Origin of the sequence: Leptotrichia sp. oral taxon 417 (genome assembly GCF_013394865.1) — a bacterium.
Classification (GTDB): domain Bacteria; phylum Fusobacteriota; class Fusobacteriia; order Fusobacteriales; family Leptotrichiaceae; genus Leptotrichia; species Leptotrichia wadei_A.
Window position 1 is genome coordinate 1,504,488 of the sequence record NZ_JABXYV010000001.1, and the last position, 25,315, is coordinate 1,529,802.

The 25,315-nt window shown below is 30.4% G+C and carries 23 protein-coding genes; 7 read left to right on the plus strand and 16 right to left on the minus strand.

The window, feature by feature from the left end; translation table 11 throughout:
• Positions 1-161 precede the first annotated feature (161 nt).
• On the minus strand, positions 162-1,937 hold the full coding sequence (locus tag HW276_RS06945; protein ID WP_178937930.1) for a 1-deoxy-D-xylulose-5-phosphate synthase: 1,776 nt from the start codon (positions 1,935-1,937) through the stop codon (positions 162-164).
• A gap of 416 nt (positions 1,938-2,353) precedes the next feature.
• Between HW276_RS06945 and rplM the strand changes: the two genes are divergently transcribed.
• From rplM to HW276_RS06970, 5 genes are all read left to right on the plus strand, one after another.
• Positions 2,354-2,788, plus strand: coding sequence for a 50S ribosomal protein L13 (rplM, locus tag HW276_RS06950; protein WP_021746802.1), 435 nt, complete (start codon positions 2,354-2,356; stop codon positions 2,786-2,788).
• Positions 2,789-2,801: 13 nt separating this feature from the next.
• Entirely contained in the window at positions 2,802-3,200 is a 399-nt protein-coding gene (gene rpsI / locus HW276_RS06955) for a 30S ribosomal protein S9 (RefSeq protein ID WP_060917545.1), read from the plus strand.
• A gap of 299 nt (positions 3,201-3,499) precedes the next feature.
• Entirely contained in the window at positions 3,500-4,327 is an 828-nt protein-coding gene (locus tag HW276_RS06960; protein WP_060917544.1) for a Cof-type HAD-IIB family hydrolase, read from the plus strand.
• A 223-nt stretch (positions 4,328-4,550) separates the two neighbouring features.
• Positions 4,551-5,765: a hydroxymethylglutaryl-CoA synthase gene (locus HW276_RS06965; protein ID WP_255460393.1), complete on the plus strand. Its 1,215-nt coding sequence runs from the start codon at positions 4,551-4,553 to the stop codon at positions 5,763-5,765.
• Positions 5,766-5,809: 44 nt separating this feature from the next.
• Positions 5,810-7,102 (plus strand): hydroxymethylglutaryl-CoA reductase, degradative, encoded by a 1,293-nt coding sequence (locus tag HW276_RS06970; protein ID WP_178937932.1) that lies wholly within the window; start codon positions 5,810-5,812, stop codon positions 7,100-7,102.
• A 62-nt stretch (positions 7,103-7,164) separates the two neighbouring features.
• Here HW276_RS06970 and groL read toward each other — a convergent pair whose 3' ends face one another.
• The gene (gene groL / locus HW276_RS06975; RefSeq protein WP_147003838.1) at positions 7,165-8,787 is read right to left on the minus strand and encodes a chaperonin GroEL; all 1,623 of its coding nucleotides are present in this window, start codon (positions 8,785-8,787) and stop codon (positions 7,165-7,167) included.
• Positions 8,788-8,865: 78 nt separating this feature from the next.
• Entirely contained in the window at positions 8,866-9,129 is a 264-nt protein-coding gene (locus HW276_RS06980) for a co-chaperone GroES (protein ID WP_010129626.1), read from the minus strand.
• A gap of 395 nt (positions 9,130-9,524) precedes the next feature.
• Here HW276_RS06980 and HW276_RS06985 point away from each other — a divergent pair, with 395 nt between their 5' ends.
• On the plus strand, positions 9,525-11,246 hold the full coding sequence (locus tag HW276_RS06985) for a DEAD/DEAH box helicase (RefSeq protein ID WP_147003839.1): 1,722 nt from the start codon (positions 9,525-9,527) through the stop codon (positions 11,244-11,246).
• Between the two features lie 78 nt (positions 11,247-11,324).
• Here HW276_RS06985 and HW276_RS06990 read toward each other — a convergent pair whose 3' ends face one another.
• The 6 genes from HW276_RS06990 to HW276_RS07015 form a co-directional block, all read right to left on the minus strand.
• Positions 11,325-12,281 carry a DUF4300 family protein gene (locus HW276_RS06990; RefSeq protein WP_178937933.1) on the minus strand — a complete coding sequence of 319 codons (957 nt, stop codon included), beginning with the start codon at positions 12,279-12,281 and terminating at the stop codon, positions 11,325-11,327.
• Positions 12,282-12,332: 51 nt separating this feature from the next.
• A complete protein-coding gene (locus HW276_RS06995) occupies positions 12,333-12,887 on the minus strand; it encodes a hypothetical protein (protein WP_178937934.1) in 555 nt (184 codons plus the stop codon).
• 281 nt (positions 12,888-13,168) lie between these two features.
• Complete coding sequence (locus HW276_RS07000) at positions 13,169-14,026, minus strand: hypothetical protein (RefSeq protein ID WP_255460395.1); 858 nt, start codon at positions 14,024-14,026, stop codon at positions 13,169-13,171.
• A 154-nt stretch (positions 14,027-14,180) separates the two neighbouring features.
• Positions 14,181-14,603 (minus strand): hypothetical protein, encoded by a 423-nt coding sequence (locus HW276_RS07005; RefSeq protein WP_218975001.1) that lies wholly within the window; start codon positions 14,601-14,603, stop codon positions 14,181-14,183.
• An 88-nt stretch (positions 14,604-14,691) separates the two neighbouring features.
• Entirely contained in the window at positions 14,692-15,369 is a 678-nt protein-coding gene (locus HW276_RS07010) for a DUF1003 domain-containing protein (RefSeq protein WP_178937935.1), read from the minus strand.
• 257 nt (positions 15,370-15,626) lie between these two features.
• Positions 15,627-17,012: a hypothetical protein gene (locus HW276_RS07015; protein ID WP_178937936.1), complete on the minus strand. Its 1,386-nt coding sequence runs from the start codon at positions 17,010-17,012 to the stop codon at positions 15,627-15,629.
• A gap of 192 nt (positions 17,013-17,204) precedes the next feature.
• On the opposite strand from HW276_RS07015, the gene thrC reads away from it, so the two are divergent.
• Positions 17,205-18,707, plus strand: coding sequence for a threonine synthase (thrC, locus tag HW276_RS07020; protein ID WP_178937937.1), 1,503 nt, complete (start codon positions 17,205-17,207; stop codon positions 18,705-18,707).
• Between the two features lie 174 nt (positions 18,708-18,881).
• On the opposite strand, the gene HW276_RS07025 is transcribed toward thrC, so the two are convergent.
• The 7 genes from HW276_RS07025 to HW276_RS07055 all read right to left on the minus strand — a co-directional run bounded on the left by HW276_RS07025 (position 18,882) and on the right by HW276_RS07055 (position 25,308).
• A complete protein-coding gene (locus tag HW276_RS07025) occupies positions 18,882-19,520 on the minus strand; it encodes a V-type ATP synthase subunit D (RefSeq protein WP_147003844.1) in 639 nt (212 codons plus the stop codon).
• Positions 19,521-19,523: 3 nt separating this feature from the next.
• Positions 19,524-20,903 (minus strand): V-type ATP synthase subunit B, encoded by a 1,380-nt coding sequence (locus HW276_RS07030; RefSeq protein WP_147003845.1) that lies wholly within the window; start codon positions 20,901-20,903, stop codon positions 19,524-19,526.
• Entirely contained in the window at positions 20,896-22,668 is a 1,773-nt protein-coding gene (locus tag HW276_RS07035; RefSeq protein WP_178937938.1) for a V-type ATP synthase subunit A, read from the minus strand. Before HW276_RS07035 ends, HW276_RS07030 begins: the two co-directional genes overlap by 8 nt.
• Positions 22,669-22,685: 17 nt before the next feature.
• A complete protein-coding gene (locus tag HW276_RS07040) occupies positions 22,686-22,994 on the minus strand; it encodes a V-type ATP synthase subunit F (protein WP_021746909.1) in 309 nt (102 codons plus the stop codon).
• The gene (locus tag HW276_RS07045) at positions 22,987-23,985 is read right to left on the minus strand and encodes a V-type ATP synthase subunit C (RefSeq protein WP_178937939.1); all 999 of its coding nucleotides are present in this window, start codon (positions 23,983-23,985) and stop codon (positions 22,987-22,989) included. Before HW276_RS07045 ends, HW276_RS07040 begins: the two co-directional genes overlap by 8 nt.
• A gap of 234 nt (positions 23,986-24,219) precedes the next feature.
• Positions 24,220-24,771, minus strand: a complete 552-nt coding sequence (locus tag HW276_RS07050) for a V-type ATP synthase subunit E (RefSeq protein ID WP_147003848.1) — start codon at positions 24,769-24,771, stop codon at positions 24,220-24,222.
• A 63-nt stretch (positions 24,772-24,834) separates the two neighbouring features.
• Complete coding sequence (locus tag HW276_RS07055) at positions 24,835-25,308, minus strand: V-type ATP synthase subunit K (protein WP_018499629.1); 474 nt, start codon at positions 25,306-25,308, stop codon at positions 24,835-24,837.
• Positions 25,309-25,315 lie beyond the last annotated feature (7 nt).

Sequence of the window (25,315 nt, forward strand, 5' to 3'; positions counted from 1 at the left end):
GAAAAGGAAAAATCTTATGAATCCTAACCTTGAAGAATGGGAAACATATCTTTATCCAGTTAGCGAAGAAAGTTACACTTATTAAATAAAATAAAGTCAAAAAAATCAGGAATATTATCAAATGTACTCCTGATTTTATTTTATCTTATTTAAATTTCAAATTATTTAATAGCCATTAAAATATCCTCAACAATTTGCTCTTTTGTAAGTCTATTTTCCTCAAAAAATACATCATAAGGAACTTCATCAGTAAATTCTTTTTTAGCACCTACATTAAGTACTTTCACATCAGAAGTACCGTAGAAACTAGAAATTTTCGTTCCAAATCCACCTTCTTTTTGACCACTTTCCAATGTAACTACTAATTTATGATTTTGTTTCAATTCATTCAATAAATTTTCATCAAGACCACTTATAAATCTAGGATTTATTAATGTTGCGTCAATTCCAGCTTTTTCTTTCAACAATTCCTTCACTTCTTTACCTAACGCAAAAAATTCTCCCAATCCGACAATCGCCACATCTTTTCCTTTTTCCACAACTTTGTAGCCATTCAAGTTAGAATAATCTTTATCCACATCAGTTTCAGAATGTTGAACCGCTCCACCAGGCACTTTTATAAATACTGGATTTTCATTTTGATCAATCGCCCAGTCAAGCATTGCTAAGTATTCTTCTTTTGTAGTTGGTGCCAAATACACGATATTCGGTATATTTGAAATCATTGGTATGTCAAAGTATCCCAAATGTGTTACATCGTTCATACCTTTTAATGTTCCACCAAATACTAAAGTAACTGTTGGTGCTTTATTTATTGCAATATCATGAGATATTTGGTCGTAAGTTCTTTGAATAAAAGTACTAATTACACCAAATACTGGTTTTGCACCATTTGTCGCCATTCCTGATGAAAAAGTTGTCGCATGTTCTTCAGCAATTCCAACATCAACATATTGTTTTCTCAATTTATCCAATTTTTCTCTTCTGTCTTTTGTAAATCCAAATCCCATAGGAACACCAGCATTAATAAATGTAACTGTCGGATCTTTTTCCATTTTATCTGTCAAGAAATCAAATGTTATTGTTCCAAAGTCCTCTTTTGGTTCAGGTTTAGTTTTTGGTTCACCTGTTTTTGGATCAAAATTTGAATTATAATGCCAAGGTTCTCTATCTTTTTCAGCATATGGCAATCCTTTTCCTTTTATTGTATGAATATGTAAAACTATTGGATGATCAATATCTCTCACTTCTTCAAATACTTCAATCAATTTATTAATATCATGTCCATCGGCCACATATCTATAATCCAAACCAAGTGATTTAAAGAAATTGTTTGGTGCCTCACCGTTACTTTCTCTCAATTCCCTTAAATTTTTATACAATCCACCATGATTTTCCGCAATTGACTGATCATTATCATTCGCAATAATTATCAGATTTCCTCCTTGTTCAGCAGCATTACTCAATCCTTCATAAGCAAGTCCTCCACTTAACGAACCATCTCCAATCAATGCAATTATATTTTCTTTAGCACCTCTCAAATCTCTAGCTTTTGCAAGTCCTGTCGCCAAACTAACCGATGTTGAAGTATGTCCAACTCTAAAGAAATCATGCTCACTTTCATCTTGGTCAGTATACCCATTAACAGTTTTAAATTTATCCTCATAAAGAAATCCATCTTTTCTCCCTGTTAAAATTTTATGCGGATAAGCCTGATGCGACACATCAAACACAATTTTATCAATTGGTGAATTAAACACATAATGCAAAGCAATTGTTATTTCAACCACACCAAAATTAGGACCTACATGTCCTCCTTTAGAATAATTTGTCAATCTATTTAATAACGCTTTTCTTATATCAGCCACTAATTCAATCAATTCTTCTCTTTTTAATTTTTTTAAATCTTTTGGAGAATTTACTTTCTCTAATGCCATTTTTCCCTCCTACATTTATTCAATTAATTTTTTTAAAAACTTTCTGATAGAATTGTAGCAAATCTCTTTTATAATTTCAAATACTTTTTTCTCATAACTCACTATGTGTTTTAGTTATAATTATTATAATAAATTTATTACTTAATACTCGAACCTATTTAAAAAAAATATAAAAAAATTATATAAATTCAGGATTTTAGTAAACTAGCCATAGCCTTTAAGTTTTGTTTATAAGTTAGTTTTATTATAAGTAAGAAATAACATAAATTACTTTATTGCAGGAAAAATTATGTAAAAAATCAAGGAAATTCACTTGACAAGTGTGATAAAATAATATATAATTAACTAATATGAGCCTTTCCCACAAAGGACCGTTATTCTATAAATATTAGAGAATAAAAACAGGAGGAAACAAAGTGAGTAAATACACTGTAATGCAAAAAAAAGAAGAAGTTGTAAGAAACTGGTATGAGATAGATGCAGAAGGAAAAGTACTTGGAAAATTAGCTACTGAAATCGCAGTAAGATTAATGGGTAAACATAAACCAAGCTACACACCGCACGTTGACGGAGGAGATTTTGTTATCGTATTAAACGCTGATAAAATCGCTGTAACTGGAAATAAATTATTAGACAAGAAATATTACAGACATAGTGGATATCCAGGTGGATTGAAAGTAAGAAGTTTAGAAGAAATGTTACAAAAACAACCTACTGAAGTAATCAGAAAAGCTGTAGAAAGAATGTTACCTAAAAACAAATTAGGAAGCCAAATGATTAACAGATTGAGATTATTCACAGGATCTGAACATGCACATACAGCACAAAAACCAGAAAGAATAGAGTTATAGGAGGTAAATTTTCGTGGCAGAAAAAATTCAATATTTAGGAACTGGAAGAAGAAAAACTTCAGTAGCAAGAGTAAGATTAGTACCAGGTGAAACTGGAGTGACAATTAACGGAAAAGATATGAGAGAATATTTTGGTGGAAGAGAAATCTTAGCTAAAATCGTAGAACAACCATTAGAATTAACAGAAACTTTAAACAAATTTGGAGTAAAAGTTAATGTAAACGGTGGAGGAAATACAGGTCAAGCAGGAGCTATCAGACACGGTGTTTCAAGAGCATTATTAGAAGCTGACGCTGAATTAAGAGGTGCTTTAAAAGAAGCAGGATTCTTAACAAGAGATTCAAGAATGGTTGAAAGAAAGAAATACGGGAAAAAGAAAGCAAGAAGAAGTCCACAATTCTCAAAAAGATAATTGTATTTGTATTATTTTATATACCCTTGGAAACATTGGTTTTCAGGGGTTTTTATTTTACGAAATTTTATTAAAGCTATTGAATATTTTTTTAAATTAAGATATACTATAATAAAGTTGCCTTAAAACTGAACTCAAGCTATGACTATTTTACTCAAACCCTAAATAACAGTCCTATTTTAAATAGGTTCGAGTATATGATAAAATTATTTTAAAAACTAAATTTATAAATCATAACTGTTTTACTAATAACTTTAAGAAGCTAGATAAGCATATTTTTTTGAAAGAAGGGATAAATAATGATAAAATTAATTGCAATTGACATGGATGGAACTTTGCTAAATGAAAAAAAACACATTGACAAGGCACAAAAGGAAGCTATTCACGAAGCGGTAGAAGCAGGAATAAAGATTGTACTTTGCACTGGCAGACCTTTATATGGAATTTTGCCATTTTATGAGGAACTTGGATTATCAGAACTTGATTCAGAAGGATATGTTATTTTAAATAACGGCTGCTCTATTCATAAAACAAAAGACTGGGAACTGATTGACCAAGTAAATTTCACTTCTGATGATATTGATTATTTACATAAATTCTCTGAAGGTTATGATATAAATTTTACTTTGGTAAATGACTATTATTATTTCAACATAGGCAGAAAACCTACAGATGAGCTTATTACAGATGCTGGATTTGTTTTTTCAGATATTACAAATATAAGTCTTAAAGAAGCAAAAAATGGAAAACATAAAATAATAAAAATAATGTTCCTTGGAAATCCTAACATAATGGCAGATTTTCAAAAAGAAAATGAAAATATTTTAAAAGATAAATATAGCAGTGTGCTAAGCCAGCCTTATGTTTATGAAATACTGCCAAAGGGAAATAATAAAGGAACTGGATTGAAAAAACTTGCGAAAAAACTGGGAATTAAGCAGGAAGAAATAATGGCAATTGGAGATGGAAATAACGATATTGAAATGTTTGAATATGCAAATTACAGTGTTGCAATGGAAAATGGTACAGAACTTGCCAAAAAGGCTGCAAAGTATCAAACTGACAGCAATGAAAATGATGGCGTAGCAAAAGCAATTAGAAAATATGCCTTGAACAATTCAAATTAATATTAGAATTATAATAAAATAAATTTCATTAAAAAAGAAATTAAAATAAAAATTATGAATATAATATAACCAAAAAACAGTTAGTCATAAAAGTTTTAAGGTTATATTTTTTTATAACCCGTTGATATTTCAATTTTTTTATAGTACAATATATGAGAGTTATATTTAATAATAAAACTTAATGATTCTTTCAAAAAATATTAAAAAGAAAGGGCTAAATTTTATGAAAATTAAGGAAATAAAAGAAAAAATCAAAATTGGAATAGATAAAATTGGTTTTGCAATGCCAAAATATTTTCTCGATATACGGGATCTGGCACTTGGACGGAATGAAAATGAAAATAAGTTTGTAAAGGGGCTTATGCAAAGTGAAATGAGCATTTCAACAGTTACAGAGGATATTGTATCTCTTGGGGCTTCTGCCGCTGCACAGATTCTTGATGAAGAAGATAAAAAAAATATTGATATGGTTATTGTTGGGACAGAATCTGGAGTTGATCAAAGCAAGGCATCTGCTGTTTTTATTCATCATTTATTGAATATTCAGCCATTTGCACGATGTATCGAAATTAAGGAAGCCTGCTATGGTGCAACTGCCGCACTGAGTTTTGCAAAAAATTATATTGAAAAAAATAATGATGCTTCCGTTCTTGTAATTGCTTCAGATATTGCAAGATATGGAATTGACACTCCTGGGGAATCTACACAAGGTGCAGGAAGTGTAGCAATGTTAATAAAAAAAGATCCAGCAATTGCCGTAATAAATGATGAAAACGTATGTCAGACACGTGACATAATGGACTTTTGGCGTCCAAACTACTCGGATTTTCCATACGTAGATGGACATTTTTCAACAAAGCAGTATCTTGACTGCCTTACAACGACATTTGAAGAATATAAAAAAAGGTATAGTCAGAGTTTAGATGATTTTGATGCCTTCTGTTTTCATCTTCCATTTCCAAAACTTGGATTAAAGGCAATTAATTCAATTTTAGAGAAAAACATTGAAAAAGAAATAAAAAATGACTTTCTAGAAAAATTTCACGCTTCAATAATCTATGGAAAACGAGTTGGAAATATCTATACTGGCTCTCTTTATCTAAGTTTGCTGTCATTGCTTGAAAATTGCGTGAATTTAAATGGTGGTGACAAAATTGGGATGTACAGTTATGGAAGTGGCGCTGTTTGTGAATTTTTTAATCTAACTCTTGTAGAGGGATTTAAAAATCACTTGCGATGTGATAGGTTAAATGACTTTGAAAATAGAAAACAATTGTCAATGGAAGAATATGAGAATATGTTTTTTGAAAAAATAGTTTTAGATGAGGAAGGAAACTGTGATTTTTCAAATAATAAATTTATTCAGGAAAGTGATAATTCATTTGTTCTTGCAAAAATTGAAAATCATAAAAGAGTTTATAAAAAATTAAATGAATAAATTAAAATTATTATGAAGCGACTGAAAGGAATTAATCTTAAACTATGAAAAATGAAAATAAAGAAAAAATAAAAAAATTAAACTGGCTTGGATTTCAAAAAAAGGAACGGCTTGAAAGAATACAGATGTTAAAGGAAAATGGCTTTTTAAGTGATGAATTTGAACAAATTTTGAAAAAGAACGAAAACTTGCCGCTTGAAACTTCAAATCAGATGGCTGAAAATGGAATTGGAACATTTGCTTTACCGTTTAGCATTGCTCCAAATTTTATCGTTGATGGAAAAGACTATGCTGTTCCGATGGTTACAGAAGAGCCTTCTGTTGTAGCCGGATGCAGTTATGCAGCTAAAATTATTGGAAAATCTGGCGGTTTTACGACAGAAATTTTGAACAGAAAAATGATTGGGCAAGTTGCATTGTATGAGATTCTGGACTTTGACAATGCGATTTCAATAGTTTTAAAAAATAAAAATGAACTTTTGAAAATTGCAAATGAAGCTTATCCGTCAATTGTGGCACGTGGCGGCGGTGCAATTGATATTGAAGTTAGAAATATTGATGAATTTTTGGTTGTTTATCTGATTGCCGATGTGAAGGAGGCTATGGGGGCGAATATTTTAAATACAATGCTTGAGGCTATAAAAACTCCGCTTGAAAACATTACGAATGGAAAAAGCCTAATGGCAATTTTATCAAATTATGCGACTGAATCTCTCGTAAAAGCTAAATGTGAAGTAAATATAAAACTTCTTAGCAGCTCAATGGAAACATCTATCGAAACTGCAAAAAAAATCGAACTTGCAAGCAAATTTGCAAAACTTGATGTTTACCGTGCAGCAACTCATAATAAAGGAATTTTCAATGGAATTGACGCTGTGGTAATTGCAACTGGAAATGACTGGCGTGCGATTGAAGCTGGCGGAAATGCCTTTGCTGCAAAAAATAGCAAATATGAAGGACTTACAACTTGGACTTTTGATGAAAGCGAAAATAAATTAAAGGGCGAACTTACTCTTCCAATGCCGATTGCAAGTGTAGGCGGCTCAATAGGGCTAAATCCAAGTGTAAAAGCTGCATTTAATATTTTGGGGAATCCCAATGCGAAAACTTTGGCAAGTATTATCACTTCTGTTGGACTTGCTCAAAATTTTGCTGCAATAAAGGCACTCGTTACAACTGGAATACAGCATGGACATATGAAATTGCAAGCTCGTTCTCTGGCATTGCTTGCTGGTGCTAAAGGAAAGGAAATTGACATTGCCGTAGAAAGACTTTTGGAAAGCGGAAAAAGCATTAATTTGGAAAATGTAAAGGAAATTTTGGAAAAAATAAAATAAGTAAAAAAAGAAAGAGGTAGTTTAATCGCTACCTCAATTTTTTAATATTATAACCTAAATTATTACATCATTCCTGGCATTCCCATTCCACCTGGCATTCCACCAGCTGGTGCTTCTTCCTTTTCATTTCCAACTGCAACTTCTGTTGTCAATAATACTGAAGATACTGAAACTGCATTTTGGATTGCAGAACGTGTTACTTTGGCTGGATCAATAATTCCAGCTTTTACCATATCTACATATTCTTCTTTTGCTGCGTCAAATCCTATTCCATTTTCAGAATTTCTTACTTTTTCAATTACAACGCCTGCATCAATTCCTGCATTGATAACAATTTGTCTAAGAGGTGCAGATAGCGCTTTTTTCACAATTTCCACTCCAAGCCCTTCTTCGCCTTCCAATTTAAAGTCTTCAATATCTTTTGCAATTTGAATTAAGATTGTTCCTCCTCCTGGCACGATTCCTTCTTCCACAGCGGCTTTTGTCGCATTTAAGGCATCTTCAATTCTCAATTTTCTTTCCTTCATTTCAGTTTCAGTCGCAGCCCCAACTTTTATTACAGCTACTCCGCCAGATAATTTTGCAAGTCTTTCCTGCAATTTTTCCTTGTCATAATCAGAAGTTGTTTCAGCAATCGCATTCTTAATTTGCCCAACTCTTGCTTGAATTTCTTCTTTTGCTCCCAATCCATCTACGATAACTGTATTATCTTTAGTAATTCTAACCTTTTTAGCTTGTCCTAATAAATTAATATCAGCATTTTCAAGTTTTATTCCCTTTTCTTCAGAAATAACTTCTCCACCAGTCAAAATTGCAATATCCTGTAACATAGCCTTTCTTCTATCTCCAAATGCAGGAGCTTTTACAGCGGCCACATTCAATGTTCCACGAAGTTTATTTACAACAAGAGTCGCAAGTGCTTCACCTTCCACATCTTCTGCAATTATCAACATCGGTCTTCCAGTTTCAACTGTCTTTTCCAAAACTGGCAATAATTCTTTCATATTTGCAATCTTTTTATCTGTAATCAAGATAAATGGATTATCCATTTCCACAACCATTCTTTCAGAATCTGAAACCATATAAGGTGATAAGTATCCATTGTCAAACTGCATTCCTTCCACAACTTCTAAAGTCGTATCCAAAGAACGAGCTTCTTCCACAGTAATAACTCCAGATTCTCCAACTTTTTCCATAGCTTGCGCGATTAATTGACCAATTTCCACATCTCCTGCTGAAATCGCCCCAACTTGTGCAATTTCTTCATTTGATTCAACCTTTTTAGCTCTTTTTGTAAGTTCTTCAATTACCTTTTTAGAAGCAACTTCCATTCCACGTCTTATAAATACAGGATTTGCTCCAGAAGCTACCATTTTTAGCCCTTCCTTAATTAAAGCCTGTGCCAGTACAGTCGCAGTAGTTGTTCCATCTCCAGCCACGTCATTAGACTTTGTAGCCACTTCCTTCACAATTTGCGCACCAAGATTTTCAATCGGATCTTTAAGCTCAATTTCCTTTGCGATTGTAACACCGTCATTTGTAATCATCGGTGCTCCAAATCCTCTATCTAGCACTACATTTCTACCTTTTGGTCCAAGTGTAATTTTCACGGCATCAGCCAATGTATCTACTCCAACTTCAAGCGATTTTCTCGCATCTTCATTAAATTTTATTATTTTTCCCATTTTTAATTTCTCCTTCTAAATTTTGTAAATTTTTTATTATGAAATTTATTATTTATATTTTTAGATTTACCAAATTCATTATTCAACAATTGCTAAAACATTATCTTTTTCTAAAATCAAGTAACTTTCATCTCCATCTTTAACTTCTGTTCCAGAATATTTTTCAAAAATTACTTTATTCCCAACTTTAATATCCTCAACTTTTGCCCCAATCGCCAAAACTTCTCCTATTATCGGCTTTTCCTTAGAAGCAGTCCCTGGCAACACGATTCCACTTTTTGTAACTTCTTCCTGTTCTGTCTGTTTTATTAAAACTCTTTCTCCCAATGGTTTAATTATCATTTTGTCCTCCTAAAGTCATTTATTTTCATCTTTTTATATTTTTTTAAATAAAAATTTCCGAATTTATATTTTGAAAATTTTAGCACTCTATAACTTTAAGTGCTAACAATATAATAATACATTTTTGAAGATTTTGCAAGCCTTTTTTTTAAAATTTTTATTTTTATTTTGTATTTTATAATAAAATGCCCATAATTCCTGAAACTATTAAAAAAATTTTTAATTTTTTGCTTAAAATATCCACAAAGAATTCTCCTGTTACTTTATATAAAAAATAATTTTTAAAAATAAGTACAAAAACTGTAAAAGTATGGTATAATAATATATACAAAAATTTTTTTAAATAATAAGTATAAATTAAAATATAAAAGTAAAGGAAGGTAAAATAAAAAATAATGCAAAAATTTGAAGATTTTGGATTAAGTATAGAAATGCTTAATGCTTTGAGTAAAAAAGGATTTGAGGAGCCAAGTGAAATACAAAAACTGGTAATCCCTGAATTACTAAAGGAAAGAACACATTTAATAGGACAGGCGCAAACAGGAACAGGAAAGACTGCCGCATTTGGTATCCCAATTTTAGAAACAATTGAAGCGGATAAAACAGTTAGAGCCTTAATTTTAGCACCGACAAGAGAACTTGCCAATCAAGTTGCTGATGAAATTTATTCATTAAAGGGTGAAAAGGACTTAAAGGTTCTTGCAGTTTATGGTGGAGCTTCTATTGAAAATCAAATAAAAAAATTAAAGTCTGGAGTTGACATTGTCGTTGGAACACCTGGGCGTGTTATGGACTTAATGAGAAAGAAAATCTTAAAAGTTGATCAACTAGACTATTTTGTTCTAGATGAAGCTGATGAAATGCTTAACATGGGATTTTTAGAAGATATTGAAGCAATTTTGGAAAAAACTAATGATGAGAAAAAAATGCTATTCTTTTCCGCTACAATTCCAAAAGCAATTATGGCTATTGCTAAAAAATTTATGCCAGAACATAAATTATTAAAAGTTGCCAAAAAAGAACTTACAACTAATTTGACTGAACAAATTTATTATGAAGTTAAACAAGAAGATAAGTTTGAAGCATTGTGCAGAGTTTTAGATTATGAACAAGATTTTTATGGAATTGTATTCTGCCGTACAAAATCAGAAGTTGATGATGTTACAAATAAATTGAAAGCTAGAAACTATGATGCTGAATGTATTCACGGAGATATTACTCAAGCTCTTAGACAAAAAGCTCTTGATTTATTCAAGAAAAAAATATTGACAATATTAGTTGCGACAGATGTTGCTGCACGTGGAATTGATGTAAGCAACCTGACACATGTTATAAACTACTCTATCCCGCAAGAAGCTGAATCTTACGTTCACAGAATTGGAAGAACAGGACGTGCTGGACAAAAAGGTGTAGCAATAACTTTCGTAACTCCAAGAGAAGCAAGCAAACTTGCTCAAATTAAACGTATTACAAAAACAGAAATCAAAAGAGAACATATTCCAAATGTTGAAGAAATTTTAGAAGCTAAAAAAGAAGCGCTGCTTGCTTATGTGGATGAAATTATAATGGAAAACGACTTTGACACATATTCAGAACTTGCCCAAAGGCTTATGGATGGAAGAGATGCCAAGCAGGTTCTAGCCTCTGTATTAAGACACGTTTATGAAGATGAATTCTTGCCTGAAAACTATAATGAAATAACAGATGTAAAAGTTAAAATTGATGATAAGACAAGATTATTTATTGCTCTTGGAAGTAAAGACGGCTATAATGTTGGAAGATTGCTTGACTTATTAAACAAAAAGGCAAAAACTCCAGGAAGAAAAGTAAAAGATGTAAAAATTATGGATAAATACTCTTTCATAACAGTGCCATTACAAGAAGCAGAATACATAATGAGAGCTTTGAATTCCAAAAAAGATGCAAAACCGCTTGTTGAAGAAGCTACTGGAAGTAGAAACGGCGGTGGAGAAAAATCTGGTAAAAAATCAGACAGAAGAAGAGACAGAAAGGGAAGAAAAAAATCTTCTGACAAAAAATCTGGTAAATCTGGTAAAAAATCAGATAAATCTTCTAAAGGTAAAAAAGATAAAAAAACAAGAAAAGTAAAAAAATAATATAAAAAACAAAAAAACTCAGAAGATAAACTTATTTTCCGAGTTTTTTATTTTTTCTAAATATTTAAATTACTTTTACTAATTTCCATTATTTGGATTAGTCCTGTATTCCTTCAGCAATTCATCATTTTCCATAATAAACGGCTTAGCCACAGGCTGTCCCCATGCAGTATCATATTTATTCATCAAATAGTCGTTAAGTTCTGTCCGATTGTTAAATTTTAAAACCTGATAAGGCTGTTGAAATGCCAATTTTTCAACGAACAATAACTTTCCATCCTTTTCAGGAATTAAAATCCCAACATGCCCTATAAACAGGATATTTTCTTCAGGATCATCATTAAAATGGAAAAATACAGAAATCATTGATATTTTACTATTTTTATCAAACTTAATTCCCCGCTCTTTCCAGGCATTTTTCACATTTTCAGCATGAACTCTCACATCCTTAGTCATCTTTGTCGGAATTTCTGAAAATAAATTAATAAATTTATTCTCTTCATTTTGAGAAAACAGCTTAAACGGCATATTCTTCAATGATTCTATATCCATAAAAAGCATTTCCCCAGTTTTTACAACTGGCTTTTCCATTTTTATATAATTTTTCATCAATGTGAATGCTGTTATCCGACAGTTAAATCCAGGAAAATTTTTATTCTTTTTGTCCCAAATTTTCTGTATCGCCACTTCATCATAAATTGGATTTATATTTTTAGAATTAATAAATCCTGACTTTATCAAATCTTTATTTTCAGTCGCTTCATTATAGTAATTTACACTTTCAAAAAAAAGATCTATATTATTAGAATCAACCCCTGCATTTTCCAAGCTTTCCTTAATCTCATCCTGAGCCATCTTATCTGCTATATTTGAATAATTTATGCTTTTTAAATATTCCTTTTCTGTTTTTGAATTTTTTATATTTTCAGCAGCACTCTGTTTTTTTATATTGCTCTTTTCGATACTATTTTCATTGGAACAGCTTAATACAAATATAATTGCTGCTAAAATCAATAACATTTTTTTACTTTTCATTTAATCACCATTTTAATAAATATTTTTTATTTTACAATTTAATATTTGAAATTAAGATTTATTATTTACATTAAAACTTTTGCTATTATTTGTAAAATAATTTTTTTTATTTTGTGAAACTGAGATTTTCAAATCTTCCATATCATTTTGAGCTGTCTTATTATCAGAATCTTTATCTTCAGCTAATTCCAAATACAAATATTTTCCATCTTTCGCTTCCACATTTTCATCATCTATCTTATCACTTGTATATATTTTAGAAACTTCTCTATTTACTTTTGTTTCAGTTGTATTAACGATTGGTTCATCATTTTTATCTTCTGTATTTTTTTTAGAAATATTTTTTTGGGTAACTGTAACTGCATTTTTTGACAATTTTTCATTTTTGATGGACTTATCAAATTCAATAACTACAGCTTTTACTTTTTTACCTGAACCTTTGTTCTCAGTTACTGTCGTTACATTTTTTACATTATTTACACTCAGATTTCCCTTGTCTGCAATTTTTATATCAATATGATTATCCTTACTTTCTGTCAATATCACAAGCCCAACTAGCATAATCAAAGCTCCAAGCACTGCATTTCCTAAACTTTTCATTTTCATAACGTTTCCTCCTATTCTTAAAATATTTTATATTTAATTACCTTATTAATTTATTTTTCTATTATACATCACATTTTTGTCAAAATTTTGTTTTTTTTCCTAAAAAAACCTTTTAATTTCCCAGTATTTTACAGAGAATCAAAAATTTTATTATAAAATAAAAGGAATTACCTTAAACCAGTTAAAATAAATTCCTTTTATCATTTTAGTTATTAAGACTTTAATATTTAAAATTTATTATATGAAATAATTTTATAAATTATAAACTAAACAAGTCTATTTTACTTTTTTTGAAACTCATCGACTTTTTTCATAAGACTGTCCCATAATTTATTTCCTTCTTGAACTGCCTGTTGTCCCAATTCGCTGTTTTTAACATCATTTATGCTCTTTTCAATGCCCTTCAATGCACTAAGCATTTTTTCAACATCAATTTGTTTTGAAGAATACAATTCTTTACCCTTTTGAAGTAATTTTGGACATTCCTTGTCAAATGTCGCATCTCCAGTTGGATTACATTTTGTATTTTTAAATAAGTTACTAGATTTTTTTACATTGTCCAAAGCCTTTTCGCCATTTCTAATTCCTTCGCCTGTATCCTTTTTTTCAAAACTTTTCTTTAACATATCCATCAAGCTTGATGTATTTCTTTCACTATCTGCAAACATTTTATCAATTCTAGCTTGCTCCCTTTTTACATTTTCCTGAACTTGCGCATCATTCGGGTTTGAAATTATGTTATTTTGAATAACTGGTGTTCCTTGATTTTGTCGATTCTGATCCTGCTGGTTTTGATCCTGATTTTGGTTTTGGTTTTGATTCTGATCAGTTGTTATATTTGCCATTGTCCCTTCAGATTGCTGTTGAGCGCTCATATTATCTGAATTTTCATTATTATATAAATAAATATTATAAAATCCTCCTCCTAAAAGAGCTATAAGTGATAAATAAAACAAGCCTTCAATAACTTTATCATTCGTCGTTTTGGCATCTCTTACTTTTCCAATAGCCTCATTTTTCCCAAGTCCTTGTTCTTCCATATATTCTTTCATCAATTTCCTATTTTCAATTCCCTTTTTCACATAAGGAATTCCTGTCGCAATAACGACAACTAATGCAAATATTACAAATAACATCATAACTGCTCCTTCTTTTACTTTTTTTTAAATTTTTTATACTAAACTCCATTTAACTATATTTTTATTTATTTACCAAAAAAATCATTCTTTTGTTAAAAACATTTATGACAATTCTACTTTATTTAAATGAAGAATATTATTAAATTTAAGATTTTTAATCAAAAAAGATACAAATCCATATACAGCAAGGGTTCTTGCTTGTATAACTGACTCTATGCCTTTCTCCCTTTTTTATTAGCACTGTATCTCCTTTTCCTAATTGTAGTTTCATATCATTAGTATTTTTTATGTTTTTTATTATATTTTCATTTGCATTAAAATTTTTATCTTCACAGCTTCTATTTCTATAATATTCAATTTCAGCATTCCCCTGAATCAAAATTACAAATTCATTTTTATCAGATTCCTGCCAACCTGTCACTTGTCCAGTCGAAATAATTTTCTCAATTTTCACATTCTCATTTTCAGTCAAAATTTTTACAACTTCTTTTCTCTCAGATAAATCCTTTAAATCAAAAATATTTATCTTTTCCATTTTATTTCCATTTTCAATTTCATTTATTTCACTTGTCCCCATTTATTTCTCCCCCTTTTACATAAAACCTTATTTTAAAAATTTACGATAAAAAATTTGACTTTCTTAAATATAACTTAAATGAATTAACCTATTTATTTTTCTTTTCACCTTCTGAAATATCAATAAATTTATATTCCTTGTTACCCTTTGCAGCTACAGCCTTTTTCTTCTTTTCCAGCTCCAAAACACGTTTTGCTATCTTATCTTGTTTTTCAATCAAGTCATCCAGTTTATAATGTAAATCTTCAATTATAATTTCATTTTTTAAATTAACTTTATAATCATTTTCAGATTTTCTTCTATCCATTTTCTTTTTTTTATTTTGATTAAAAACAATAAGTGAACAAAAAATCAATACTACAAACGACAAAATCACATTCATTATAACAAATGAATATGGATTAAACTTATCTGCTAAAAGAAAAATAACATCTATTAAAGTCCACGCCAACAAAAATATCCCCATAAAAGCAATGAATTTTCCACTTCCTACAAAATTTAAAACTTTATATGAAAACTGTTTCTTCTCACTTTCTTCTTCCTTTATAACTTTTGAAACTTTTTGTTCCAGCAGCATATGTATGATTTCTTCCCTTTTCATCTCATCATCCACATTTTTTAGCATATTTTTTAATACTTCTTCTTTTTTAACTTTAGATTCATTTTCCAAATTATCTTTATTTAATTCCACATCCTTTTTTACCCTACTGGAAGCTACATTTCTATTTATCACTCTTCCATTTTGTTCTTCAATCCTGCTTTTCAATTCTGACTTCCCTCCTCATCGAATTTTAAATCATCCAATAAATTAAATGATATTAATATTTAAATACATTATTCCATTTAAATTCAATCTTAAACTAGTTTTATTATTATAATACCATTTTCAAGAGAAAAATACAAGCATTACATAAAAATAAAATTTTCCAATTTTGAAATCTCGAAAATATTAAATAATTTTTTTAATAATCAATAAAGTTAAAAACAAAAAGATTAAAAATTTATTTTTGAATTTATCAATAATCATAATCTTTCTAATTCTTTAGCTATATTTTTAAGATCATTATAAAGTGAAGAATTTTCATAGGCTTTTTTTCTCATTTCACTTTCTCCCCAAAGTTTTTCAATTTTATCTTTGTTTAAATAATCAGACGGCACATCTCCTAAATATTGCAAAGAATTTATTTCATGCTGCTTATTTGAACTGCTTGAATAACTTTTATTTACGAGTCCAAAAAGTTCTATTTCATAACTTAAATTTAGTTTTTCAACCGACTTAGTTATACTTTCTTGAAATTTAAATTCTTTTCTCACTATTTGCGCATCATTATTTATAATGTTTTTTACTTCAGATAAATTTCTTATTTGGCTAGGATATGTGAAAACTTGGTAATTATCTGTAACTCTACAATTTATTTTGACTTCAGCTTCACTAGAATTTGTAAGAACTCCAATTCCTGATAAATAATCATTTAAATAACTATAAACTTTAGTATCATTACAGCCAAAAATATGATATTTTACATAGGCTTCCCCAAAATATTCTTTAATTTTGCTTTCTGTATCTCTAAAATTAGGTACAATTTTTTGTGCTTTCCTAAAAGTATATATTGCTTCCCTATAATCCTTTTTAGTTCGAGCGTAAGAAATTTTAACTAAAGCACTTTGATAAAGTTCATTTGCTTCTTGATAATCAGCCTTTTCCTTTAATTCTATAGCTTTTGTATATACGTTTTTGTAATTTCTTTCATATTTTCCATAAACTTTTTGTGCTGCTTCATTTAATTTTTGCGCATCACGATATTCTCCAACTTTTTCTTTTGTATTAGCATATTCTATAAATTTATCAGCTTTAACTTGAGATATTTTTTTTAATACAGATTCATATTTTAATATTTTGCTTTTAGATACATTTTTTATTTTATTTAAATTTTTAGTATAATTAATAATATTACCATAGTATTTATCAAGTGTTGAAATAATATCTCCAAAATCTTTACTTTCCAAGTTTCTTGATTCTATACGTTTATCTATAATTTTATAAATTTCACTTAAAAGCTCATCGCCATCATATTTTGACAAAAAATCAGTAAAATTTGAAGATTGAGAATAAGTATCAAACAACACATAAATTCCATAAAGTCCTTCATAACCATCTTGTTTTTCCCTCAAATCACTACTTCCAGCTTCTGTCTTATAACGATTTACAATATTAGAAAATTTTTCCATAATTTCATTTTTAACATTCGGTTTAATTTTTTCAACTTTGTTTGGATGTTTCTCAAAATAACTTAAAGTAAGAGATACACTTTTTATATATTCTCCATTATTATATGCCCTTTGTGCATCTTCTAATTCACATGCCACAACGGAAAATAACAACAATAAAATTAAAAATATTTTTTTCATAAAAAACACACCCTTCCATCTTAATTTAATAAATACTTATTCTATCTTTCATTTAAATTATACAATAAATTTATTAAAAGAAAATGAGAATCTTATGTTTTTTCTTCACTAATCTTGCATATTATAAAAAATAATAGTATAATTACTCTATATAAAAAATGATAAAAAAAGAAAAATAGAAAGAGGTATATTATGAACTATAAAAGTACAAGAGAAATTAATCCCAGTAATGTAAAAAGTTCCACTTTTGCGGCACTTCATGGACTTTGTGAAGATGGAGGATTGTATATTCCAGAAAAATTGCCAGATGTAAAATTGACTTATGATGAATTAAAAAACTTATCTTATCAAGAAATTTCAGAAAAAATTATAAAATTATTTTTTACAGAATTTTCAGACGAAGAAATAAAAACTGCTATAAATAATGCCTACAACAGCACAACTTTTAACAATAAAAACATTGTTCCAGTTCACAAATTAAATGATAAAGTGAGCTTTGGAGAATTATTTCACGGAAGAACATTGGCGTTTAAAGATTTGGCTTTATCACTTTTCCCATATTTACTTCTTTTGAGTAAGGAAAAACAAAAAGAAGACAAAAAAATCTTAATTTTGGCAGCAACTTCTGGAGATACTGGAAAAGCAGCACTTGAAGGATTTAAAGATGTTGATGGAATTAACATTGTCGTTTTTTATCCAAAAAATGGAGTTAGTCCAATGCAAGAAGAACAAATGAGAAAACAGCTTGGAAACAATGTGGAAATCGTTGCAATTAACGGAAATTTTGACGATGCTCAAAGCGCCATAAAAGTAATTTTTTCAAGTGAAGAATTTAAAAAATATGCAAATGAACACGATGTTATGTTTTCAAGTGCAAATTCAATAAATATTGGAAGACTATTCCCGCAAGTTATATATTATGTGTCAACTTATGTAAATTTGGTAAATGCTGGGACAATTAAAGCTGGGGAAGAATTTAATGTAGTAGTTCCAACTGGAAATTTTGGAAATATTTTAGCAGGGTTTATTGCAAAAAAACTTGGAATACCAATCAAAAAATTTATTTCAGCTTCAAACAAAAACAAAGTTTTAGCTGACTTTTTCCAAACAGGAACATATAACAAAAACAGAGACTTTTATGCAACAAATTCGCCATCAATGGACATTCTTCTTTCATCAAATTTTGAAAGATATTTATATTATGCGTTAAATGAAGATAGCAAGAGAGTAAGCGAATTAATTAAAAACTTGCTTTCGGGCGAAGAATTGTCGGTAAGCGATGAAGAACTAAAAAATATTCAAACTGAATTTTACGGAGAATTTGCAAATGATGAAGAAACTGTAAGTGCAATTAAAGAAATTTATGAAAACTATCACTATTTGATGGATCCACATACGGCAGTTGCTTATTCTGTTTATGAAAAATTAGACGAAAAACATTTAGATAAAAATATTCACACAGTAGTAATGTCAACAGCCCATCCATTTAAATTCCCGACTCCAATTGCAAAAGCACTAGGATTGGATGACACAAAAGAGCCATATACAATTTTGGATGAAGTTTCAGAAATTACTGGAGTGAAATTTCCCGAAAAATTGACTGAAGTTAGAAATTCTGAAATTAGATTTTCAGATGTGATTGATAAGGCTGATATTCAGGATTTTGTAAAAAAATATATAAAAGATTTAAAATAAAATATTAATTAATTATTCAATAAATCCAATGTTTAGATTGAAAATTATTGAAAAAATAATATTAAATATAAAAAGAGTCGTAATTTAAACGGCTCTATTTTTTTTGAAATATTATATAACAAGGGGCTTAACCCCTTGCTAAAAAATCTATTATTTAAATAAGTATTATTAAATTTATGCTTTTTCAGCCATCATATCCTTAACCTTCATAAGCCTTGTGATACTTGATCTTTCATTTTCATCAAGTTTCATCTGGATATAACGGATTGTTTCTTCAAGCTGTGGAATTGTCATATATTCCAGTGCATTTACACGACGTCTTGTCTTTTCCACTTCATCTGCCATAAGCTGACAAGCCTTTTCTATTTCCGCCAGTTCAAGCAAATCTTTCATTACTTGATTTAAGCCGTCAACAGCGTCATCTAGGTCAGCAGAAGTTTGAGCATATCCATAAGGATAGTTTACTTCCCTACTTTCCATATCCTTATTAAAAGTCATTTGAGGCACAATTACACTCATTACATTTTTAGTTTCTATATTTACAGAAAGTTTATCTTCTGAATAGGCAATGGCATTTTCCAGCATTTCATCAGACATTACTCCCCTTGCAAGAAGAAAATCCTTAAATGAATCTTGTAACTTTCCTTCAACTTCTACACGTAACTTTCTATTTTGTTTTACCAAAATAATAAATTGCCGCATAAGTTCATCTTGCTTGTCCTTTAACAGTTTATGTCCACTTTTAGCAGTTTTTAGACGTGTCTTTAAACGGCTTAACTCCATTCTTGTAGGATTTACATTTAATCTTGCCATAGTCTATTCATCTCCTGCAGGTAAATATTTTTCCAAATATTCATCTCTAATTCTTTTCAACTCTGTTCTTGGTAATATTTTTAGTAAATCCCATCCTAAATTTAATGTATCTTCAATAGTTCTGTTATTATCAAACCCTTGAGCCACATATTGTTCCTCAAATGCAGTCGTAAATTTAACAAATGCCTTATCAGTTTCAGACAATGCTGATTCTCCCAAAATTACAGCCAATTCTTTAGCTTCTTTACCAGCTGCATAAGCCGCAAATAATTGGTTCATTGTGTCCGCATGATCTTCCCTTGTCTTCCCTTTTCCAATTCCTTTATCCTTCAATCTTGAAAGTGACGGCAAAACATCAATTGGAGGCATCAAATTTTGTTTATATAAATCTCTTGATAAGATTATTTGCCCTTCCGTAATATATCCAGTCAAATCTGGAATTGGGTGAGTCTTATCATCTTCAGGCATTGTTAAAATAGGTATTTGCGTAATTGATCCTTCACGCCCTTTAATTCTTCCCGCTCTTTCATAAATTGTTGACAAGTCAGTATATAAGTATCCTGGATATCCTCTTCTTCCTGGAACCTCTTTTCTTGCCGCCGACACTTCACGCAATGCTTCACAATAGTTAGTCAAGTCAGTCAAAATTACAAGTACATGCATTCCTTTTTCAAATGCCAAATATTCTGCACAAGTAAGTGCCATTTTTGGTGTAGACAGACGCTCAATTGCTGGATCATTAGCCAAATTCATAAACAATACTGCTCTATCTATTGCCCCAGTTTTTATAAAATCTTCCGTAAATGTTTGAGCTTCTTCAAATGTAATCCCAATCGCTCCAAATACTACCGCAAATTTAGAATCTGTTCCCAAAACTTTTGCCTGTCTCGCGATTTGCAGTGCTAATTCTGCATGTGGAAGTCCTGAACCAGAGAATATTGGTAATTTTTGTCCTCTAACAAGAGTATTTAGCCCATCAATTGCAGAAACTCCAGTTTGGATAAATTCTGACGGATAATCACGGGCAACTGGATTTATAGCTGTTCCGTTAATATCCAATGTCTTTTCAGGAATAATTTTTGGTCCATTGTCTTTTGGACGTCCAAGTCCATCAAATACACGTCCAATCATATCTTCAGACACTCCAAGTGAAAGTGGTCTACCAAGAAATCTAACTTTTGAATCTTTCAGGTTAATTCCAGCTGAATTTTCAAATAATTGAACGACAGCCTTATCTCCATTTACTTCAAGCACACGCCCACGACGAAGTTCTCCCTTTTGAGTTTCAATTTCAACAAGTTCTTCATATTTGATTCCTTCAACACCTTCAACCATCATCAATGGTCCTACAACTTCCTTAATAGTTTTATATTCCTTAAGCATTTGCTACACCTCCTTTATTTACAAGTTCATCTATTCCTTTTTCCAATTCCTTTGCCACTTCATCAATTTTATTTAATTCAGCTTCAGGCAAATATTTTGCTCTCGCAATTCTTTCTCTCACTGGCATTGCTACAATTTCATTTAAATAAGCGCCATTTTCAAGCCCTCTTAACCCTTCATCATAAAATTTCAATACTAAATCAAGCATTTTATCCTGTTTTTCAAGCGAAGTATAAGTATCTGATTCCATAAACGCATTTTGCTGCAAATAATCTTCTCTTATTGATTTTGCAACTTCCAGTTTAAGCTGATCCTTTTCTGATAAAGTATCTTTACCAACTAATCTAACAATTTCCTGCAAACTGTTTTCCTCTTGCAGCAATGACATTGCACGGGCTCTATTTCTAGAAAACTCAGGTCCTACATTTTGATTCATCCAATTATCAACTTTTGCTTGATACAATGAATAAGAATTTAACCAGTTAATCGCAGGGAAATGACGTCTATATGCTAAATTCGCATCTAATCCCCAGAACACCTTAACAATACGAAGTGTAGCCTGTGATACCGGCTCTGAAATATCCCCACCTGGAGGTGAAACTGCTCCAATAACTGTCAATGCTCCTTCTCTTCCATCTTGTCCAAGACAAATTACTTTTCCTGCTCTTTCATAAAATTCTGCGGCTCTTGAACCTAAATAAGCTGGGTATCCTTCATCTCCTGGCATTTCTTCAAGCCGTCCAGACATTTCCCTAAGTGCTTCCGCCCATCTTGAAGTAGAATCAGCCATTATTGCCACAGAATATCCCATATCTCTAAAATATTCTGCAATTGTAATCCCTGTATAAATACTTGCCTCTCTGGCTGCAACCGGCATATTTGAAGTATTTGCTATAAGCACAGTTCTTTTCATTAATGATTGTCCAGTTTTTGGGTCAATTATTTCTGGAAATTCCATAAGAACGTCTGTCATCTCATTTCCACGTTCTCCACACCCTACATAAACTATAATTTCAGCATCTGCCCATTTAGCCATTTGATGTTGCACAACTGTTTTTCCAGATCCAAAAGGTCCTGGCACACAAGCAGTCCCACCTTTAGTTACAGGGAAAAATGTATCAATTACCCTTTGTCCTGTAATTAATGGTGCTTCTGGATTTAATTTCTGTTTATATTTTCTTCCACGTCTTACTGGCCATTTTTGCATCATTTGAACTTCTACATCACCTTTTTCAGTTTTAATAATTGCAATTGTGTCAACTACTGTGTAACTTCCACTTTTAATAGTTTTCAAAGTCCCTTTAATTCCAGTCGGCACCATAATTTTATGATTTACAACAGAAGTTTCCTGAACAGTTCCCAAAACATCTCCAGTTTCAACAGTTGCTCCAGCAGATAAAACAGGTTCAAATTCCCATTTTTTCTTTCTGTCTAAAGGTTTAACTTCTACTCCTTTATCCAAAAAGTCCCCTGCTATTTCCTGATATTCCTTTAACGGACGTTGAATCCCGTCAAACATCGCTTCAATAAGCCCAGGTCCCAATTCAACACTTAAAGGCTCTCCAGTTGTGAAAACCTCTTCTCCTGGTCCAATTCCCGATGTTTCTTCATATACTTGAATAGAAGCCTGGTCGCCTCTCATTTCAATAATTTCACCTATCAATTTTTTCTCTGAAACTCTTACCACGTCATACACATTGGCATTTTCCATACCTTCTGCAACAACAAGAGGCCCAGATACTTTTATTATTTTTCCTGTTTTCAATGAATTTCTCCTTTCATCTAAAATATGTTCGATCCTATTGCCTTTTCAACGTATTCGTCTATCTTTTTAAGTCCAATTCCTAGACTTCCCTGATTATTCGGAATCAAAATAACAGCTGGAAGCACTTCACGATTGTATCTTTCAATAGTATTTTCAACTAATGTGGCAATTTGCTCTGTTACAAAGATAATGCCATAGTCATTGCTTGCCATTTCATCAATTGTACTTCTGGCTTCTTCCTTTGTAATGACTGGATACACATCAATTCCCAATGCCTTAAATGATAAAATAGAATCCTTATCTCCAACTACACCTATTTTATGCATAAGTTTCACGCAACCTTTCCCTTATTTTATCCGAACTTATGTTGTTAATCTTGCTTACCATTATCATTCTGACTGCATTAATTTCACGCTCTTTTGCAACTAGATATGTAAATAACGGTTCTGGTCCAAATACAACATATTTTGATTCTTTATTTAATTCCATTAAATAATTATCAGAAATTTTCTCAAGTTCCGATAATCTTTTTGTTTCACTAAATGTTTCTAACCCTTTTGCCAGATACATTCCCAATTTTTCTTTCTTGAACTTATTCAAAATAGTATCTATATTATCATTTATTGAAGCGACAATTTTACTTTTTGAAATTGTCCCACCTTCAAAAATAACAGTTTCCAAGAATCTCGCATCACGGTTTTGCTTTTGAACTCTAAGCAAAGTTATCATATTCTGAAAGTCAATCAATCCTTCAACATAATCAGTAATAACTTTTACATCAATTTCTTTTGCTAAACGTGATAAATTTCTAAAGTAATGCTTGTCTACAAGTATATCAATTCTTTGCGGATTATGATTTTCTTCAAAATCTTTTTGAACTTCAACAATTGCCTCTATTATTTCCCTTGGCAAATCATTACTTTGCAGCTCAAATTTTGTTTTAAATTTTCCAGCATCAATTGTTCCCGCATGCATAAGCAAATTTGAAAAATCTTTTCCTGTTATTTTACTTTTTAGTAATACTTTCAAATTATGATAATCATACTTCAAAGATAAAATATCAACAATCGCAGTATTTTTAACCATTTTTCTCACAATTGAAAATACCCGCTCTGTTTCCCTTTTCAGTATTGTTTCATAATCTTGACTACCATGAATATCAGCCATATCTTGAGAATATTCTGTTTCTCCCAATAATTTTAGCACTTCTTCGGGAGTTTCGGCTTCTATCATTCTTTCCAGTCTATTTCTAGTTAAAAGCCTCTTTTCCAGTACCCTAATAGTTACGACACTCTGTCCGTAATCCATTCTATCCATCTTTTTCTCCCTTTACTGATTCATTTTTTAGTCGCATGTACAAAGTTATAATTTTTACTGATACAGCATTTAATTTTTTATTTTTTTATCATTTAAATGTTATTATTTTTCAGCTTTTTAATTTTTACTTTTACAATTAACTCTCAATTTATTTTTATGTTAGACCTATTTTTTAATTTATACTAAAAATATTAATTTTTTATTATTCAGCTTTCTAGTTATAAAATAAACCTGTTATGAAAATAAAAGTTTTGAAATTTCAACTTCCAGTTCATCCCTCATAAAGTCCAATTTCACTTCAAAAGTGTAATTTTCCTGAATCCCATTTTCTTCAATAATAAATCCTGAAGTTACAAACTCATTTCCCTTTACTTTTGCACCTGGAAATTCCTTTTTAACTTTTCCCACAAATTCTTTTTTTACAATTAGCTCTTTCCCAGTTATAGTTTTTTTATCAATATTTTTATTCAAATAATTAATATATTTTTTTTCATCCATATTAACAAGTTTTGTTTTTAATTTATCTATAACTTTATCAATTACAGCCTGCTTTGCTTCCAGTTTTTTATTTCTAGCCTTTAAATTAGCGCTTGACTTAATTCTTTCAGAAAGAAGTTCACGATCTCTTCTTGCATTTTCAAGAACAGTTTCTTTTTTTGCATTAATTTTTTTTATTTCAAGATCATATTTATGTTGCGCCTTTTCCTGTGCATCTTTTACAATTTTGTCTGCCTGTGCTTTAGCATCAGCTAATATTTTTGATGTTAAATTATCTAAATTAGACATATTTACTCCTTCTTTGCTTTTTATGCCATATTTAATTCTTTTTATTTCTTTTATAAAATAAAACTAGAATTTTGCCAATAACATAATTGAAACAACGAATGCTAACAATGCATAAGTTTCAACCATTACCGCATAAATAATACCTTTTGTATTTTGTTCTTCATTTTTAGCAAGTAAGCTAATACCAGAAGCTGCAACTCTACCTTGTGCAATAGCTGATCCATATCCTGCAAATGCGATTGGTAAACAAGCCATTAAAATTCCTAATCCAGTTTGTATTGGCATTTCAGGTTTTAATTTTCCTAACACCATAAGTCCGATAACAAATCCATATAATCCTTGTGTACCTGGCAATAATTGCAATACTAACGATTTACCAAACTTTTCAGGTTCTTCACTCATAAGTCCTGATGCTACTTCCCCAACGATTCCTACACCTTTTGCTGATCCAATTCCTGCTAATAATGTCGCTAATGCCGCACCTAATGTCGCCATTACGATTCCTCCATTTTGTACTAAAAACTGTGAAAAATTCATTTTATTT